Consider the following 16016-nt stretch of genomic DNA (forward strand, 5'->3'; position numbering starts at 1 on the left):
TACGTTCGGCGAACTTCCTGACGGGCCCTTGATGCGGTTCTGTTCTCCCTTTATGCCGTTTTGACGCGTCCTTCTCCGCATCGGTGCGGAAAGCGTGAGTACATCCGGGTGCGAATGAATCCATTCCCTGGACAGCCGTACTGCGAAAGTGCGAATGTCCTGTCCGAATTCGGACACTTGCTCACTCACGGTGAGCCACGAGGAGGTCTGATGACCACCAGTGTGACTAATCAGGACGCGTTACAACTCGTGGTCGCCGTGCACCGGCTGATCCGCAGCCTGCGCCAGTCCGCGTCCGTCCGGCGCCTGCAGCCCACCCAGCTGCTGGTGCTCGCGGAACTCGCGTCGCAGGGGCCGATGAGGATCGGCGAGATCGCGGTGCGGGCGCTGTGCTCGCAGCCGACGGCGACCACGGTGGTGACGGGCCTGGAATCGAGCGGCCTGGTGCGCCGCGAATCCGATCCGGCCGACGGGCGGGCCACGATCGTCGAGCTGACCGGCCTCGGCCGGGAGACCATCCTGTCCCTCGCGCACGGCGAGGCGGAGCTGTTGTCCGAACGGATCGCCCGGTTGGAGCCGGCCGAGCGCGACGCGCTCCGAGCGGTCACGCCCGTGCTGCGCAGGCTCGCCGACCCGGCGCGGTGAGCCCGGCCGTCAGCCCCTCGGCCGGGGCTGGCAGCGCGGGCACGAGTAGGACGAGCGGTTCATGAACGGCTCGCGCCGGATCGCCGTCCCGCACCGCCGGCACGGCTCGTTCTCCCGCCCGTACACGGCCAGTGACCGGTCGAAGTAGCCCGACTGGCCGTTCACGTTGACGTAGAGCGCGTCGAACGACGTCCCGCCCTCGCCGAGCGCCTCGTGCATCACCTGCGTGGCGTGCGCGAGCAGCTCGGCGGCCTTGGGCCTGGTCAGCTTGTCCACGGGCCGCAACCCGTGCAGCCCGGCCCGCCACAGCGCCTCGTCGGCGTAGATGTTCCCCACGCCGGAGACGAGCGTCTGGTCGAGCAACGCGCGCTTGACCTCGGTCCGCCGCTTCCGCAACGCCGCGACCGCCGCGTCCGGGTCGAAGGCCGGGTCCATCGGGTCGCGCGCGATGTGCGCCACCGGCTTCGGCAGCCGGGCGCCGTCGACCTCGACGATCTCCGCCAACGCCAACCCGCCGAACGTGCGCTGGTCGACGAACCGCAGCTCCGGGCCGCCGTCGGCGAACCGGACCCGCACCCGCAGGTGCTTCTCGTCGGGCGCGCCGACGGGCTGGACCAGCATCTGGCCGCTCATGCCGAGGTGCGCGAGCATGGCGTCGCCGCCCGACAGGTCGACCCACAGGTACTTGCCGCGACGGCGCGCGGCCTCCAGTCGCTGACCGGTCAGGCGCATGGCGAAATCCGCCGCACCGGGCAGGTGTCGGCGGATCGCGCGTGGGTGGAGGACTTCTACCGCTTCGACGGTCCTCCCCGCGACGTGCTCGTGCAGACCTCGGCGGACGACCTCTACCTCGGGCAGCTCGGGCACCGGCGGGTGATCAGTCCTCGGACTCGCGCTCGGCGGCGGCGGCCTCGGCCTGCTCCAGCTCTTCGAGCATCTGGTAGGCGGCGGCCTGCGGCTTGGTCGGCTTGAGCACCCAGCCGCCCGCCTGGGCGGTGTCGCGCACGAGGACCAGGCCCTGGATGCCGCCGTTGCGGCTGGCGTTCAGCGGGCGGGACGGACGCGCGTGGCGCGCGCGCCGGTTCGTCCGGACGTTCGTGGCATACATTTCGGCGTCAGTCTTCCTGAGTAGGTGAAGCCTGAGGTGAAGCTTGGGGTGAAGCCTGCGTGGCCGAGCCGGGTGCGTGGCCGTTCCCGGACGCGCCGGTCTCCTCGGCGCGGACCCGTTCCTGCAGCACGCGGTAGGCGGCCGCGGCCGCCTTCTGCTCGGCTTCCTTCTTCGTGCGCCCGTCACCGGTCCCGTAGGCCTGTCCACCGACGAGCACCGTCGCGGTGAACTCCTTGCGGTGGTCGGGGCCCTGGTCGTCCACCCGGTACTCGGGGACGCCCAGGCCGGCGGACGCGGTCAGCTCCTGGAGACTCGTCTTCCAGTCCAGTCCAGCACCTCGCAGCGGCGCTTCGGCCAACAGCGGGTCGAACAGGTGGTGAACGAGTTGGCGCGCGGTTTCGATGCCGAACTGCAGGTACACCGCGCCGATGACGGCTTCCAGGCCGTCCGCGAGGATGCTCGCCTTGTCCCTGCCGCCGGTCAGCTCCTCGCCGCGACCGAGCAGGAGGTGCCCGCCCAACCCGTCGTCGCCGAGACCCCTGGCCACGCCCGCCAGGGCGTGCATGTTCACCACGCTCGCGCGGAGCTTGGCGAGCTGGCCCTCGGGCAGCTCGGGGTGCGTGCGGTACAGGTGATCGGTGACGACGAGGCCGAGCACCGCGTCGCCGAGGAATTCCAGTCGCTCGTTCGGCGGCAGTCCGCCGTTCTCGTACGCGTACGACCGGTGTGTGAGCGCGAGCGTCAGCAGCTCGGCGTCCAACGGGACGCCGAGCGCTTCGAGCAACGGGGCGCGGTCGGCGGACCGACCGCGCGACGACCTACCCCCCACGATTCGCCGCTACCTTCGCCAGAGGGGTGATCAGGCCGGCTGGACGACCTGGCGGCCGTCGTACTGGCCACAGGCCGGGCAGGCGATGTGCTGCGGCTTCGGCTGGCGGCAGGCCCTGTTCTGGCAAGCCACCAGGTGCACAGCACTGGTCTTCCACTGAGCGCGGCGCGAGCGCGTGTTCGAGCGCGACATCTTCCGCTTCGGGACGGCCACGACTAGTTCTCCTCTGGATTGTCACGATTCCCGTCGAACCGCTCTTGGAGGGCGGCCCAACGGGGGTCAATCGTCTCATGCCCGTGGTCGGGGCCGAGATCAGCCAGCCTGCCGCCGCAGTCGACGCACAGCCCGAGGCAGTCCGGCGAGCACAGCGGCACCTGTGGCAGCGCGAGCACGATGGCGTCGCGCACCACGGGTTCGAGGTCGATCAGGTCGTCGTGCAGACGGCTGACCTCGTCCTCTTCGGTCGTCTCGTCGGTGGTGCTGTCCGGGTACGCGTACAGCTCGGTCAGCTCCACCTCGACCTCCGCGGACAGCGGGTCGAGGCAGCGCGAGCACTCGCCTTCGACCACCGTCGCGGCCGTGCCCGTCACGAGCACGCCTTCGACCACCGACTCCAGCAGGAGGTCGAGTTCGACGTTGCCCCCCGCCGGCACCGCGATCACGCCGAGCAGGCCGACGCCCTCAGCGGGCACCGTCCGGCGCACCCCGCGGCTGGAGCCCGCACGACGCCCGAGGTCCCTGGTGTCGATGACCCAGGGCCCGGTCGCTGTGGGACGCGCGGAGGCGTGACGATGCTCAGACATGATGTTTGGTGTTGCCGTCGGGGACTTACCACGACCAGCCGGTCAAGGGTACGGGACAACGGGCGTCCACGTGAAATCGGCTGGTCGGGGCGTCGTCCGGTCGGGTCATTCGTGGTAGTCGAACGGCGCCGCGGCGCTCGCGACGGCCGGGCCGCGCAGGTGCGAGCGACCCTTCCCGACGCTGCGCAGGGTGTGCGCGAGCAGGTCCTCGAAGTCGGCCAGCTTGCCGTCCACGTACGCGTCGCACTCGCTGCGCAGCCGGATCGCCTCCGTCTGGGCGGCGTCCAGCACGCGGGCGGCCTCGGCGTGCGCGGCCTGCACGACCTCGGTCCCGTCGACCAGGCGCGCCTGCTCCGCCCGGCCCTCCTCGATCGCGCGCTCGTAGTTGGCCCGGCCCGCCTGGACCATGCGGTCGGCCTCGGCGTGCGCCCGGCCCACCAGGTCCTCGTACTCCTGGCGGCCCGCGGAGACGGTGCGCTGCGCCTGGTCCTCGGCCTCGGCGACCATCCGCTCGGCCCGGGCCCGGGCCTCGGACAGCATCCGCTCGGCCTCGTGCTGCGCCTCGGCGACCATCCGCTCGGAGTCCGACCGCGCCTTGCTCAGCGCCTGGTCCGCGTCGTGCTGCGCCTTGCCGACCAGCTCGTCGCGGTGGTCGAGCACGTCCTGGGCGTCGTCCAGCTCCGCGGGGATGGCGTCGCGCACGTCGTCGAGGAGTTCGAGCACGTCGCCGCGCGGCACGACGCACCCGGAGGTCATCGGCACGCCACGCGCTTCCTCGACGATCGTGACCAGCTCGTCGAGGGCCTCGAACACCCGGTACACGTCACACTCCTCGCGCCCACAGCAGTACCCGTCCTAGTGTGCCCTGCCGATCTCTTCGCCGCCGGGAGATCGGCAGGGCGTGTCCGGCTAACGGGTGATGTCCACCAGGACGAAGCTCGCGTAGTGGTCCGACGTGTAGAAGTACAGCTTCGGGGTGGCGTTGCCGGTCACGATCCGCCGCGCGCCGCGGGTGGAGACCCCGGGCGTCTTGACCGTGTACTCCCGGTAGTAGCCGGTCGAGCACGCCGGGAGGATGCCCTCGCGGTTGTAGAAGGTCTGGTTGTCCTGCGGATACGGGTACGGCCCGCCCCGCTGGACCAACCTGACGGTGTCGGTCGCCTGGACGGGCAGGGCGGAGAGGGCGACCTTGCGGAAACCGGACGTGTCACCGCACGCGGCCTGCGCGACCGCGACCGACTCGGCCGCGACCGCCTGGGTCGAGGTGGTGAACGTGCCCGCGAGGACCAGCAGCAGGGAGAGCAGCACCTTCGCGGTGCGCGATGTGATCTCGCTCATGCCAGTGAACGCTAACCGCACCCAGCGACGAAGAGGCGGTCCTCAAGTTAACGGACCGTGACCGGTCAACGACCCTCTGCGCGCCTGGCCGTGAGCCGGTCCTTGATCGACGGCGGCACCAGGCTCGTCACGTCGCCGCCGTAGGTCGCCACGTCCTTGACCAGGGAGCTGGCCAGGAAGCTGTAGATCGGGTTCGTCGGCATGAACAGCGTCTCGACCCCGCTGAGCTGGTAGTTCATCTGCGCCATCTGCAGCTCGTAGTCGTAGTCGCTGACCGCGCGCAGGCCCTTGATGATGGCCTGGACGTCGTTCTCCCGGCAGTAGTCGACCAGCAGGCCGTGCCAGGAGTCGACGCGGACGTTCGGCCACTGCGAGGTGACCTCGCGCAGCATCTCCGTGCGCTCTTCCACCGAGAACAACGTCTTCTTGGTCTTGTTGATGAGCACGGCGACGACGACCTCGTCGTAGAGCTTCGCCGCTCTGCCGATGATGTCCAGGTGTCCGTTGGTGGCCGGGTCGTAGGAGCCGGGGCACACGGCACGCGTCATGGTTTCGGACGGTAGCACCCGATCGGACGCGTCCACTCCGGTGCGTGGTCGGCATCACCCGGAGGCGTCGACCTGTTCGGCCCAGTGCAGCGCCGTGTCGCCGTATCGCTTGCTGCGCAACGATTCCACCGGACTCGGCCAAATCGGTTCAGGACTGCGCGCGTCGCGTTCCACGACGATCAGCGACCCCGGTTTCGTCCAACCGTTCGTGACCAGCGCCGCGAGGAGCCGGTTGAGCTGCCCGTCCGTCACCGCGTAGGGCGGATCGGCGAAGACGACGTCGCACGCCACCTCCGCCACACCGCCCACCACGGCCTCCGCGGTGCGGTTCACCACCGTCGCGCCGGGCAGCGCGACCACCTTGGCGTTGCTCTTCAGGACTTCGGCAGCCCGCTTGTCCGACTCCACGAACGTGGCGCTCACCGCACCCCGCGACAACGCCTCGAACCCGAGCGCCCCCGACCCCGCGTACAGGTCGAGCACCACCGCGCCGTCGAGGTCGAGCAGCGTCTCCAACGAGCTGAACAACGCCTCGCGAACCCGGTCGGAGGTGGGACGGGTACCCCTCGGCGGCACTTGCAGCCGGCGGCCACCGGCGGCGCCCGCGACAATCCTGGTCACCGGGTCATCGTCCCACCGCGAGCGCCTGCCACCACCCGTCGACCTCCGGCGGCTGCTCCACGTCGATCCGCTCGCCGGGCCGCGGCACGGCCAACGGCACCCCGTGCGCCTTCGCCTCGCGCCACACCCGGTCGACCGGCTCGGACCAGTCGTGGAACGCCAGGTTGAAGGTCGCCCAGTGCACCGGGATCAAGAGGCCACCCCGCACGTCCCGATGCGCCGTGACGCCTTCTTCCGGCGTCATGTGGATGTCCGGCCAACCGGGCCCGTAAGCACCGATCTGGATCAAAGAGGCGTCGAACGGACCGTGCTCCTCGCCGATCGCCCGATAACCGTCGAAGTAACCGGTGTCGCCGCTGTAGTAGACCCGGTGCGCCGGCCCCTTCAGAACCCACGACGCCCACAGCGTGTTGTCCCGCTGGAAGCCGCGGCCGGAGAAGTGCTGCGCCGCCGTGGCCACCAACGTGACGCCGGCCACCTCGTGCGACTCGTCCCAGTCCAGTTCCACGACCCGGTGCTCGGGCACGTCCCACCGGCGCAGGTGCGCCCCGATGCCGAGCGGCACCACGAACACCGCGTCCGTGTCCGCGGTCAACGCCCGCACCGTCGCCAGGTCGAGGTGGTCGTAGTGGTCGTGCGAGATCACCACCGCGTCCACCGGCCCCACCTCGGGCAACGAGTGCGGCACGGGGTGCAACCGACGCGGACCGACCACTTGCGACGGTGAGACCCGGTCACTCCACACGGGGTCGATCAACACCCGCGCCCCGTCGATCTCCACCAACGTCGACGCGTGCCCGTACCAGGTGATGTGCAACCCGTCCGCCGAACCAACGGTCGGCGGCACCAACGGCACCTCACCGACGGGCCGCCGCTGCTGCCCACCGAAGAACATCTCCCGCACGGTCCCCGCCGCGCCGTCCGGCATCGTCCGCGTGCTCGCCGCGTTGTGGAACTTCCCGTCGCGATACCGGGGCGACCGCCGCACCCGCTCCCCACCGGGCTTCCCACCCAACGCCAACGACACATCCCGCGCCGCCCAGGCAACAACACCGGCCGTGAGAGCGAACAACCCGACAGCGACCTTCTTCATGCCACGACCAACGCCGCCCCGAACCCCCCGGTTCCCCCGAACGCCCGATGTGGCCGCGAACACTCAAGCCCGCTCCGCTTTCCGCACATCGCGCCGGAACCACGGCCTCCGGAACCACGCCCGCCGCAACAGCTGATCCACCACCACAACGGACCCGGAACACCAGCACCTAGGCCCGATTTGACATGGGTTCGGGTGCCATAGGCTGGACGAAGCCGGGCAGGCTTGGCGGGTGCTTTTTCCGCCATGCCTGCCCGGCTTTGGCCTGCCTGGGGTGCCCGTAAGGGCCCCATGTCAAATCGAGCCGGAAGTGACCTGCCCGGCGCCAGCCCAACCCCGAGCCGGCTCAACCCGCACCGGAGCCGCCCAAACCCGAGCCGACCTCAACCCGGTCCAGCCCAAACCCGAGCCGGCCCACCTCACTCCAGCACGATCAACAAATCCCCACCCTCGACCTGCTGCACCCCACGCACCGCGAGCCGCTTGACCCGCCCGGCCTTGGGCGCCGTGATCGCGGCCTCCATCTTCATCGCCTCGATCGTCGCGATCGTCTGCCCGACCTCGACCTGCTCGTCCTCCGCCACGCTGGGCGTGACGACCCCGGCGAACGGCGCCGCGACGTGCCCCGGGTTGCCCCGGTCCGCCTTCTCCGCCACCGGCACCTCGGCCGCGATCGACCGGTCGCGCACCTGGATCGGCCGCAACTGCCCGTTCAACGTCGCCATCACCGTGCGGATACCGCGCTCGTCCGCCTCACCGATGGCCTCCAGCCCGATCAGCAGCCGCACCCCGGGCTCCAGGTCGACCTGGTACTCCTCCCCCGGCTTGAGCCCGTAGAAGAAGTCCTTGCTGCCCAGCACACTCGTGTCGCCGTACGCCTCCCGGTGCGCCTGGAACTCCTTCGTCGGCGCCGGGAACAGCAACCTGTTGAGCGTCGCCCGCCGGTCGTGCTCCAAGCCCTTCAGGTCGTCGTCGGTCAGCTCCGCCACGCCCTTCGGCGCGGCACGCCCCTGCAACGCCTTGCTCCGGAACGGCTCCGGCCACCCGCCGGGCGGGTCGCCCAGCTCACCGTGCAGGAACCCGATCACCGACGCCGGGATGTCGAACCGACCCGGGTCCGCCTCGAACTCCTTCGGCGAGACACCCGCTCCGACCAGGTGCAACGCCAGGTCGCCCACCACCTTGGACGACGGCGTCACCTTCACCAGCCGACCGAGCATCCGGTCGGCCGCCGCGTACATGGACTCGATCTCCTCGAACTTCTGCCCGAGCCCGAGCGCGACCGCCTGCGTCCGCAGGTTCGACAGCTGCCCACCGGGGATCTCGTGCGAGTACACCCGCCCTGTCGGACCGGGGATCCCCGACTCGAACGGCGCGTAGACCTTGCGCACCGACTCCCAGTACGGCTCCAGGTCGCACACCGCGCGCAGGTCCAGACCGGTCGCCCGGTCCGTGTAGTCCGTCGCCGCCACGATCGCCGACAACGGCGGCTGCGACGTCGTGCCCGCCATCGACGCCACCGCGCCGTCCACCGCGTCCACCCCGGACTGGATGGCCGCCAGGTAGGTGGCGAGCTGCCCACCCGCCGTGTCGTGCGTGTGCAGGTGCACCGGCAGGTCGAACTCCTTGCGCAGCGCCGTCACCAACCGCGCCGCCGCCGGCGGGCGCAGCAGGCCCGCCATGTCCTTCACCGCGAGGACGTGCGCACCGGCGCCCACGATCTGCTCGGCCAGCTTGAGGTAGTAGTCGAGCGTGTAGATCCGCTCGTCCGGGTTCGAGAGGTCCGAGGTGTAGCACAGGCACACCTCGGCCAGCGCCGTGCCGGTCTCGCGCACCGCCTCGATCGCCGGCCGCATCTGCTCCACGTCGTTGAGCGCGTCGAAGATCCGGAAGATGTCAATACCCGTCTTCGTCGCTTCCTCGACGAACGCGCTGGTCACCGCCTCGGGGTACGGCGTGTAGCCCACCGTGTTCCGGCCGCGCAGCAGCATCTGCAGCGTGATGTTCGGCACCGCCTCGCGCAGCGCCGCCAGCCGCTCCCACGGGTCCTCGGCCAGGAACCGCAGCGCCACGTCGTACGTCGCGCCGCCCCACGCCTCCAACGACAGCAGCTGCGGCGCCATCCGCGCCACGTGCGGCGCGATCGCCAGCAGGTCCTTCGTCCGCACCCGCGTCGCCAACAACGACTGGTGCGCGTCGCGGAACGTGGTGTCGGTGACGGCCAGCGCCTTGCTCTCCCGCAGCCAGCGGGCGAAGCCCTCCGGCCCCAGCTCGTCCAGCTTCTGCTTCGACCCCGCCGGCGGCTCGGCGTTCAGGTCGACCACCGGCAGCTTCACCCTCGGGTCCACGACGGACGGGCGCGGGCCGTTCGGCTTGTTCACCGTCACGTCGGCCAGGTAGGTCAGCATCCGCGTGCCGCGGTCGGCGGAGTGCCGCGCCGTCAGCAGGTGGGGGCGCTTCTCGATGAACGACGTCGTGACCCGGCCCTCGAAGAAGTCCGGGTCGTCCAGCACCGCCTGGATGAACGGGATGTTCGTGGACACGCCGCGGATGCGGAACTCGGCCACCGCGCGCCGCGCGCGGGCCACCGCGGCGGAGAACGTCCGGCCGCGGCACGACAGCTTGACCAGCATCGAGTCGAAGTGCGCGCCGATGACCGTGCCCGCGCCGGTCGTGCCGCCGTCCAGCCGGATGCCCGAGCCGCCCGGCGAGCGGTAGGCGCTGATCATGCCGGTGTCCGGGCGGAAGCCGTTGGCCGGGTCCTCCGTGGTGATGCGGCACTGCAGGGCCGCGCCGCGCAGCTGCACGGTCTCCTGGCTCAGGCCGAGGTCGTCCAGCGTCTCGCCGCTCGCGATGCGCATCTGCGACTGCACCAGGTCGACGTCGGTGACCTCTTCGGTGACCGTGTGCTCGACCTGGATGCGGGGGTTCATCTCGATGAAGACGTAGTTGCCGTTCGGGTCGAGCAGGAACTCGACGGTGCCGGCGTTGCGGTAGCCGATGTGCCGGGCGAACTTGACGGCGTCGGCGCAGATCCGGTCGCGCAGCCCGGGGTCCAGGTTCGGCGCGGGCGCGATCTCGATGACCTTCTGGTGGCGGCGCTGCACCGAGCAGTCGCGCTCGAACAGGTGGATCACGTTGCCCTCGCCGTCGGCGAGGATCTGCACCTCGATGTGCCGCGGCTCGACCACGGCCTGCTCCAGGAACACCGTCGGGTCGCCGAACGCCGACTCCGCCTCGCGTGACGCGGCTTCCAGGGCTTCCCGGAGCGCGGCGGGGGCTTCCACCCGCCGCATGCCGCGCCCGCCACCGCCCGCGACGGCCTTCACGAAGACCGGGAACGCGATGTCCTCGGCGGCCCGGACCAGGGCGTCGATGTCGCTGGACGGCTCGCTGGACTTGAGCACCGGCAGGCCGGCGGCACGGGCCGCGGCGATCGCGCGCGCCTTGTTGCCGGTCAGCTCGAGCACGTCCGAGGGCGGGCCGACGAACGTGATGCCGGCGTCCGCGCAGGCCTTGGCCAGCTCGGGGTTCTCGGAGAGGAACCCGTAGCCGGGGTAGACCGCGTCGGCGCCCGCCTTGCGCGCCGCCTTGATGATCTCCTCGACGGACAGGTAGGCCCGGACGGGGTGGCCGGGCTCGCCGATCTCGTACGACTCGTCGGCCTTCAGCCGGTGCAGGGAGTTGCGGTCCTCGTGGGGGAAGACGGCAACCGTGCCGGCGCCCAGTTCGTAGGCAGCGCGAAAGGCCCGGATCGCGATCTCGCCGCGGTTGGCGACAAGAACCTTGCGGAACATGCGGCGTTCCCTCCCGGTTACTCGGCGAGTCCCGCCCGAGCGCGGGCGGGACTCGATGAATCAAGGCACGCTACCGTGCGCTTCCCGCCCCTCGGGAGTTCCATCCCACGTGACGGACGTCATCGTGATCGGTCACTCCTCCGGTCAAGGCGGGCGCGACCTGGGATCACGCCCCGGGATTCTCCCTTGCGAGGTCGCGCGGCGCAGCCCCCACGCGTGCGGCGGATTGACGTCCGCGCGGCGGGACCCATACCCCACCGCCCGCCGACCGGCGTTCGCCCCGCACGGTGGATCACCGACTCGTTACGGTGCGTTCGCTGCATCGGGTGACTACGGGCGGCGACTTCTCGGTAGGGTTGGCCCATGGCCGGGGCTGAAGGGACTGGGCAGCCTGCTGCCCGCACCCATTTCGACGTCGTACTGCGCGGGTACAACCAGCGTCAGGTGAACGAACGGGTGACGCGGCTCGAGTTCGACCTCAAGAACTCGAACCGGGCCCGGGAAGCGGCGTCGGCCCAGGTCGCGGAGCTGGGCAAACTGCTCAACTCCACCCGCGCCGAGCTTGACAAGGTCAAGTCCCAGCTGGGCAAGCTGGCCGCGAGCCCTTCCAGCGCGTCCAACGTCACCGAGCGCGTGCGCGTGATGATGACGTTGGCCGAGGAGGAGATCGCCGACATCCGCAAGGCCGCGCTCGACCAGGCCAACGCCACCCGCGCCGAGGCCGAGCGGGCGGCGGCCGAGGGCAAGGCGGCGCACCACCGCGCGATGGGCGAGCTGGAGGACCGGCGGCGGCAGCTGGAGGCCGCCCACCAGCAGCGGACCACCGAGCTGGAGCGGCAGTTCGACGAGCGCCGGGCCGAGCTGGAGCGCTCCCACGAGGAGCTGCGGGCCAAGCTGACCGCCGAGCACGAGGCGTTGATGGCGGAGTCCCGCGCCGACCGCGAGAAGCTCACCGGGGAGTTCGAGGCCAAGACCGCCGAGCTCGAGGCGAAGCGGGTCGAGCTGGAGCAGAAGTACAAGGGCTACCACGACGACCTCGACAAGGAGTACGACGAGCTGCGCACCAAGCTCCGCAAGGAGCACGAGGTGCACGTGGTCGAGGCCAAGGCCGAGGCCACGAAGCTCCTCGAAGCCGCTCAGGCCGAGGCGGCGGCGCTGCGCGCGGAGACCGAGAAGCAGGTCGCCGAGCTGGAGTCCGAGGCGCTGGCCAAGGCGGAGAAGGCGGTGAGCGAGGCGAACGCCCTCGCCGAGAAGACCGTCACCGAGGCGAACGCGCTCGCCGAGAAGACCATCTCCGAAGCCGACGCCCGCGCCGAGCAGACGGTCACCGAAGCCGACGCCCACGCGAAGAAGACCATCACCGAGGCCGACGCCCACGCCGACCGCCGCACCACGGCGGCCGACGAGAAGCTGGCCGAGCTGCACCGCGTGCACCGCGCGTTGAGCGAGCAGTTCGCCGCGGCGCAGGAAGCGGTGTCCCTGGCGGTGGCCACGCTCACCCCGCTGGACGAGGAAGCCGCGGCCGACGACCAACCCGCCGACGCGGCCGCCGACCGTGCCGCCGACAAGGCGACCAACACCGCCGACGCCGGCGACGCGCCGACCAAACCGGCGACCCCCAAGCCCGTGCCCGCCAAGCCCGCCGGCCCGAAGCCCGCCGACAGCAAGCCGGCCGACACCAGGCCTCCCCACCCCAAGCCGGCCGACGGCAAGCCCGCCACCAAGGCCAAGGACGTCGACCCGTCGGAGCAGCCGACCACCCAGCTGCCGGTACCCAAGGGCAGGCAGTCCAAGTAGGTCCGCGCCCCCGCTCACAGGGACAGCTGGTTACCGGGCAGCCGGCTACTGGGGCAGCTGGTCGGCCGGCACGACCTCACCCGGCGCCGGCACGGTGATCTCGACCGGCTCGCCCCACCCGCGGAACCGGGTGGTCGACTGCTTCACGACCTTGCCGTCCAGCTCGAACCGGTACTCGGCCCGCACCGGCGCGCTGGTGTCGTCCACCCACACCGACGCCGAGATCGTCACCCCGTACTCGGCCAGCTGGGTGTGCTGCAGCTGGATGTCCTGGTCCTCGATGACCTTCGCCATCTTCAACGCGTCGACCACCAGGTCGAACCGCGTCGTCGGCACGCCGTCCACCTGCTCGGAGGACCGGCCCACGATCAACGCCGCCCGCGGCTGCACGTAGTCCAGCTCCGCGCCCGGCGTCGCGCTCGGCCCGAAGCCGCGCAGCAACGCGGACACCTCGCCACCGCTGGCCGACGGGTAGAAGCCCCACTTCTTGCCCGCGGGCATCGGCGCGCCCTCGACCTGCACGTACGTGCCGTCGCGCACGAGCACCAGCGCGATCTTCTTCGGCTGACCGCCGGTCGACACGTCCATCGTCATCGAGCCGGTCACGCCGTCGCCGTCACGCCTCAGCGTGCCGTCCACCACGTTGCGCACCTCGGTGGCCTGCCCGTCCGAGGCGAAATTCTCGGTGTGGAACGTCGCCGTGCCCAGCTCCGCCTGCCGTTGCCCGATGCGTTCGGCGAGGACCGCCAGATCGCCCTTGGGCAGCGAGGACGTGGTCGGGGCCTGGTCACCGGCGGGCGCCGCCGTGCAGGCGACGAGCACCAACGGAACCAGGGCGAGCAGGAATCGGCGCACAAGCCAGGGTAACCAACAGGCCGGCCGGCCCTTCCCCACGCACCCGCACCGGGCTGACCAGTCGTCCGAACCCCGAGCCGACTCGGCCCCCCGGGCACCGGGCCACCCGCCACCGCCCAGCGGCCACCTGGCCACCGCCCAGCCCACCGACCACCCCGCCCACCGACCACCCCGCCACCGGCCACCCCGCCCACCGACCACCCCGCCCACCGACCACCCCGCCACCGGCCACCCCGCCACCGGCCACCCCGCCCACCGGCCACCCCGCCCACCGGCCACCCCGCCCACCGGCCACCCCGCCCACCGGCCACCCCGCCACCGGCCACCCCGCCACCGGCCACCGAGCGGCCTACGCCTTCTCCAGGTACTCCGCCCGCTCGTCGTCCAACAGCCCCGCGACGAGCCCGGCCAACCCCGGGTTCCCGGTCAGCTCCGGGTCCACCTCCACGACCTCCTGCGCCACCACCCGGGCCTCGGCGATCACGTCCTCGTCGCGCAGCAGCGACAGCATCTTCAGCCCCGACCGCTTCCCGGACTGCGCCGCGCCGAGGATGTCGCCCTCGCGCCGCAGCTCCAGGTCGAGCTGCGCCAACTCGAAACCATCCAAAGTGGACTCCACCGCCCGCAGCCGCTCCATCGTCGACGTGCCGTCGGGCATCTCGGTGACCAGCAGGCACAGCCCCGGCGCGCTGCCCCGCCCGACCCGTCCGCGCAGCTGGTGCAGCTGGCTGACCCCGAACCGGTCGGCATCCATGATCACCATGACGGTGGCGTTGGGCACGTTCACGCCGACCTCGACCACGGTCGTGGCGACGAGCACCTGCACCTCGTTCGCCGCGAACGCCCGCATCACGGCGTCCTTGTCCTCCGGTGCCATCCGGCCGTGCAGGATGTCGATCCGCAGCCCGCGCAACGGCCCCTCGGCCAGCTTGTTCGCCACGTCCACCACCGCGAGCGGCGGCCTGCGGTCGGAGCCGTCGTCCTTCGGCGAACCCTTGGCGGACTCCTTGCCCGGCCCTTCTTTCGGGGGGACCTCCCCGCCGTCCTCCGCTTCGCCGTCGCCGATGCGCGGGCACACCACGTACACCTGGTGGCCCTTGCCGACCTCCTCGTGGATCCGCTGCCAGGCCCGGTCCAGCCAGCCCGGCTTCTGGGCCACGGGCACCACGGACGTGCTGATCGGCGAACGCCCCTGCGGCAGCTCGCGCAGCGCGGACACCTCCAGGTCGCCGTACACCGTCATCGCCACCGTGCGCGGGATCGGCGTGGCGGTCATCACCAGCACGTGCGGCGTCGACCCGCCCGCACGCCCGCTCAGCGCGGCCCGCTGCTCCACGCCGAACCGGTGCTGCTCGTCCACCACGACCAGCCCCAGGTCCGCGAACTCGACCTTGTCCTGGATCAACGCGTGCGTGCCGACCACGATCCCGGCCTCGCCGGACACGATCTCCAGCAACGCCCGCTTCCGCGCCGCCGTCGCCATCGACCCGGTCAGCAGCGTCACCCGCGTCGCGTGCTCGGCCCCGCCCAGCTCACCTGCCTGCCCGAGGTCGCCGAGCAACTCGCGCAACGACCGCGCGTGCTGGGCCGCGAGCACCTCGGTCGGCGCGAGCATCGCCGCCTGCCGCCCGGCGTCGACGACCTGCAACATCGCCCGCAGCGCCACTATCGTCTTGCCCGAGCCGACCTCTCCTTGCAGCAGCCGGTTCATCGGGTGCTCGCCGGACAGGTCCCGGACGATCTGCTCGCCGACCTCGCGCTGCCCCGCCGTCAGCTCGAACGGCAGCCGCGCCTCGAACGCGTCGCGCACCAGGCCGTCCCGGGGCGGGCACGCGGGCGCGGGACGGGCCGTCGCCGAACGGCGGCGCTGCGCCAGCGTCAGCTGGACCGCCAGCGCCTCGTCCCACTTCAACCGCTGCTGCGCGACGGTGATCGCGGCCCAGCCGTCCGGCCGGTGGATGTCGCGCAGCGCCTTCTCCAGCCCGATCAGCCCGCGCTCGGCCCGCAACGACTCCGGCAGCGGGTCGTCCGCCACCCCGTCCCACACCGCGAGGACCTGCTCGACGCAGTTGGAGACGTTCCACGACTGGATGCCCTGCGCCGCCGGGTAGACCGGGATCATCGCCCCGGCGAAGTCCGCCGCCGCCACGCCCTCGCCGTCGAGCACCTGGTAGTCGGGGTGCGCGAGCTGGAGCTTGCCGTTGAACATGCCGACCTTGCCCGCGAACATCGCCTCGCGCCCCGGCAGCAGCTCCCGCTCGACCTTGCGCGAGCCGCGCCCGAAGAACACCAGGTGCAGGTCGCTGGTGCCGTCGGTGATCACGGCCTCCAGCAGCTCGCCGCTGCGCGACTTCATCCGCCGCTGCCGCGCGCTCTTGACCCGCGCCTGCACGGTGACGTGCTCGCCCAGCTCCAGCCCGGCGATCTCGGTCAGCTTGCCGCGCTCGTCGTACCGGCGCGGGTAGTGGCGCAGCAGCTCGCCGACGGTGGTCAGGCCGAGCCCGGCCTCCAGCGCGTCGGCGCTCTTCTTGCCGAGCACCGACACCAGCTTCTCGTCGAAGGTCGTCATCCCGGCCTATTCA

General features: G+C 71.4%; 15 protein-coding genes. 2 read left to right on the forward strand and 13 right to left on the reverse strand.

Annotation, left to right across the window (positions count from 1 at the left end):
• Positions 1-210: 210 nt before the first annotated feature.
• The gene (locus tag ABTZ99_RS00170; protein ID WP_498774728.1) at positions 211-645 is read left to right on the forward strand and encodes a MarR family winged helix-turn-helix transcriptional regulator; all 435 of its coding nucleotides are present in this window, start codon (positions 211-213) and stop codon (positions 643-645) included.
• 9 nt (positions 646-654) lie between these two features.
• On the opposite strand, the gene mutM is transcribed toward ABTZ99_RS00170, so the two are convergent.
• The 11 genes from mutM to ABTZ99_RS00225 form a co-directional block, all read right to left on the reverse strand.
• Positions 655-1512, reverse strand: a complete 858-nt coding sequence (gene mutM, locus ABTZ99_RS00175) for a bifunctional DNA-formamidopyrimidine glycosylase/DNA-(apurinic or apyrimidinic site) lyase (protein WP_499606943.1) — start codon at positions 1510-1512, stop codon at positions 655-657.
• Positions 1513-1522: 10 nt separating this feature from the next.
• A complete protein-coding gene (locus tag ABTZ99_RS00180) occupies positions 1523-1753 on the reverse strand; it encodes a hypothetical protein (protein ID WP_498774732.1) in 231 nt (76 codons plus the stop codon).
• Positions 1754-1760: 7 nt separating this feature from the next.
• Positions 1761-2582 carry a ribonuclease III gene (gene rnc, locus ABTZ99_RS00185; protein WP_498774734.1) on the reverse strand — a complete coding sequence of 274 codons (822 nt, stop codon included), beginning with the start codon at positions 2580-2582 and terminating at the stop codon, positions 1761-1763.
• A gap of 30 nt (positions 2583-2612) precedes the next feature.
• The gene (rpmF, locus tag ABTZ99_RS00190; protein ID WP_053720453.1) at positions 2613-2795 is read right to left on the reverse strand and encodes a 50S ribosomal protein L32; all 183 of its coding nucleotides are present in this window, start codon (positions 2793-2795) and stop codon (positions 2613-2615) included.
• Between the two features lie 2 nt (positions 2796-2797).
• Complete coding sequence (locus tag ABTZ99_RS00195; RefSeq protein WP_498774736.1) at positions 2798-3385, reverse strand: YceD family protein; 588 nt, start codon at positions 3383-3385, stop codon at positions 2798-2800.
• 105 nt (positions 3386-3490) lie between these two features.
• Positions 3491-4207 (reverse strand): DivIVA domain-containing protein, encoded by a 717-nt coding sequence (locus tag ABTZ99_RS00200; protein WP_498774738.1) that lies wholly within the window; start codon positions 4205-4207, stop codon positions 3491-3493.
• An 87-nt stretch (positions 4208-4294) separates the two neighbouring features.
• On the reverse strand, positions 4295-4723 hold the full coding sequence (locus ABTZ99_RS00205) for a guanyl-specific ribonuclease (protein ID WP_498774740.1): 429 nt from the start codon (positions 4721-4723) through the stop codon (positions 4295-4297).
• 65 nt (positions 4724-4788) lie between these two features.
• A complete protein-coding gene (gene coaD, locus ABTZ99_RS00210) occupies positions 4789-5271 on the reverse strand; it encodes a pantetheine-phosphate adenylyltransferase (protein ID WP_498774742.1) in 483 nt (160 codons plus the stop codon).
• Between the two features lie 54 nt (positions 5272-5325).
• A complete protein-coding gene (gene rsmD, locus ABTZ99_RS00215; protein WP_498774744.1) occupies positions 5326-5892 on the reverse strand; it encodes a 16S rRNA (guanine(966)-N(2))-methyltransferase RsmD in 567 nt (188 codons plus the stop codon).
• Positions 5893-5896: 4 nt separating this feature from the next.
• Positions 5897-6985, reverse strand: a complete 1089-nt coding sequence (locus ABTZ99_RS00220; RefSeq protein WP_499606950.1) for an MBL fold metallo-hydrolase — start codon at positions 6983-6985, stop codon at positions 5897-5899.
• Between the two features lie 419 nt (positions 6986-7404).
• On the reverse strand, positions 7405-10782 hold the full coding sequence (locus ABTZ99_RS00225; protein ID WP_499606953.1) for a pyruvate carboxylase: 3378 nt from the start codon (positions 10780-10782) through the stop codon (positions 7405-7407).
• Between the two features lie 444 nt (positions 10783-11226).
• Between ABTZ99_RS00225 and ABTZ99_RS00230 the strand changes: the two genes are divergently transcribed.
• Positions 11227-12579 carry a hypothetical protein gene (locus ABTZ99_RS00230; RefSeq protein WP_499606955.1) on the forward strand — a complete coding sequence of 451 codons (1353 nt, stop codon included), beginning with the start codon at positions 11227-11229 and terminating at the stop codon, positions 12577-12579.
• Between the two features lie 45 nt (positions 12580-12624).
• Here ABTZ99_RS00230 and ABTZ99_RS00235 read toward each other — a convergent pair whose 3' ends face one another.
• Both ABTZ99_RS00235 and recG read right to left on the reverse strand, forming a co-directional pair.
• The gene (locus tag ABTZ99_RS00235; RefSeq protein WP_499606958.1) at positions 12625-13434 is read right to left on the reverse strand and encodes an SCO4651 family lipoprotein; all 810 of its coding nucleotides are present in this window, start codon (positions 13432-13434) and stop codon (positions 12625-12627) included.
• A 349-nt stretch (positions 13435-13783) separates the two neighbouring features.
• Positions 13784-16003: an ATP-dependent DNA helicase RecG gene (gene recG, locus ABTZ99_RS00240; RefSeq protein WP_499606961.1), complete on the reverse strand. Its 2220-nt coding sequence runs from the start codon at positions 16001-16003 to the stop codon at positions 13784-13786.
• Between the last annotated feature and the right edge of the window lie 13 nt (positions 16004-16016).

The sequence above is a fragment of the Actinosynnema sp. NPDC002837 genome (assembly GCF_040295345.1).
GTDB lineage: Bacteria > Actinomycetota > Actinomycetes > Mycobacteriales > Pseudonocardiaceae > Actinosynnema.

What these genes read in the sequence shown, in the direction of transcription:
- ABTZ99_RS00170 (WP_498774728.1), top strand. Translation starts at nt 211, where the DNA reads ATGACCACCAGTGTGACTAATCAGGACGCGTTACAACTCGTGGTCGCC.
- ABTZ99_RS00180 (WP_498774732.1), bottom strand. Translation starts at nt 1,753, where the DNA reads ATGTATGCCACGAACGTCCGGACGAACCGGCGCGCGCGCCACGCGCGT.
- ABTZ99_RS00195 (WP_498774736.1), bottom strand. Translation starts at nt 3,385, where the DNA reads ATGTCTGAGCATCGTCACGCCTCCGCGCGTCCCACAGCGACCGGGCCC.
- ABTZ99_RS00205 (WP_498774740.1), bottom strand. Translation starts at nt 4,723, where the DNA reads ATGAGCGAGATCACATCGCGCACCGCGAAGGTGCTGCTCTCCCTGCTG.
- coaD (WP_498774742.1), bottom strand. Translation starts at nt 5,271, where the DNA reads ATGACGCGTGCCGTGTGCCCCGGCTCCTACGACCCGGCCACCAACGGA.
- ABTZ99_RS00220 (WP_499606950.1), bottom strand. Translation starts at nt 6,985, where the DNA reads ATGAAGAAGGTCGCTGTCGGGTTGTTCGCTCTCACGGCCGGTGTTGTT.
- ABTZ99_RS00225 (WP_499606953.1), bottom strand. Translation starts at nt 10,782, where the DNA reads ATGTTCCGCAAGGTTCTTGTCGCCAACCGCGGCGAGATCGCGATCCGG.
- recG (WP_499606961.1), bottom strand. Translation starts at nt 16,003, where the DNA reads ATGACGACCTTCGACGAGAAGCTGGTGTCGGTGCTCGGCAAGAAGAGC.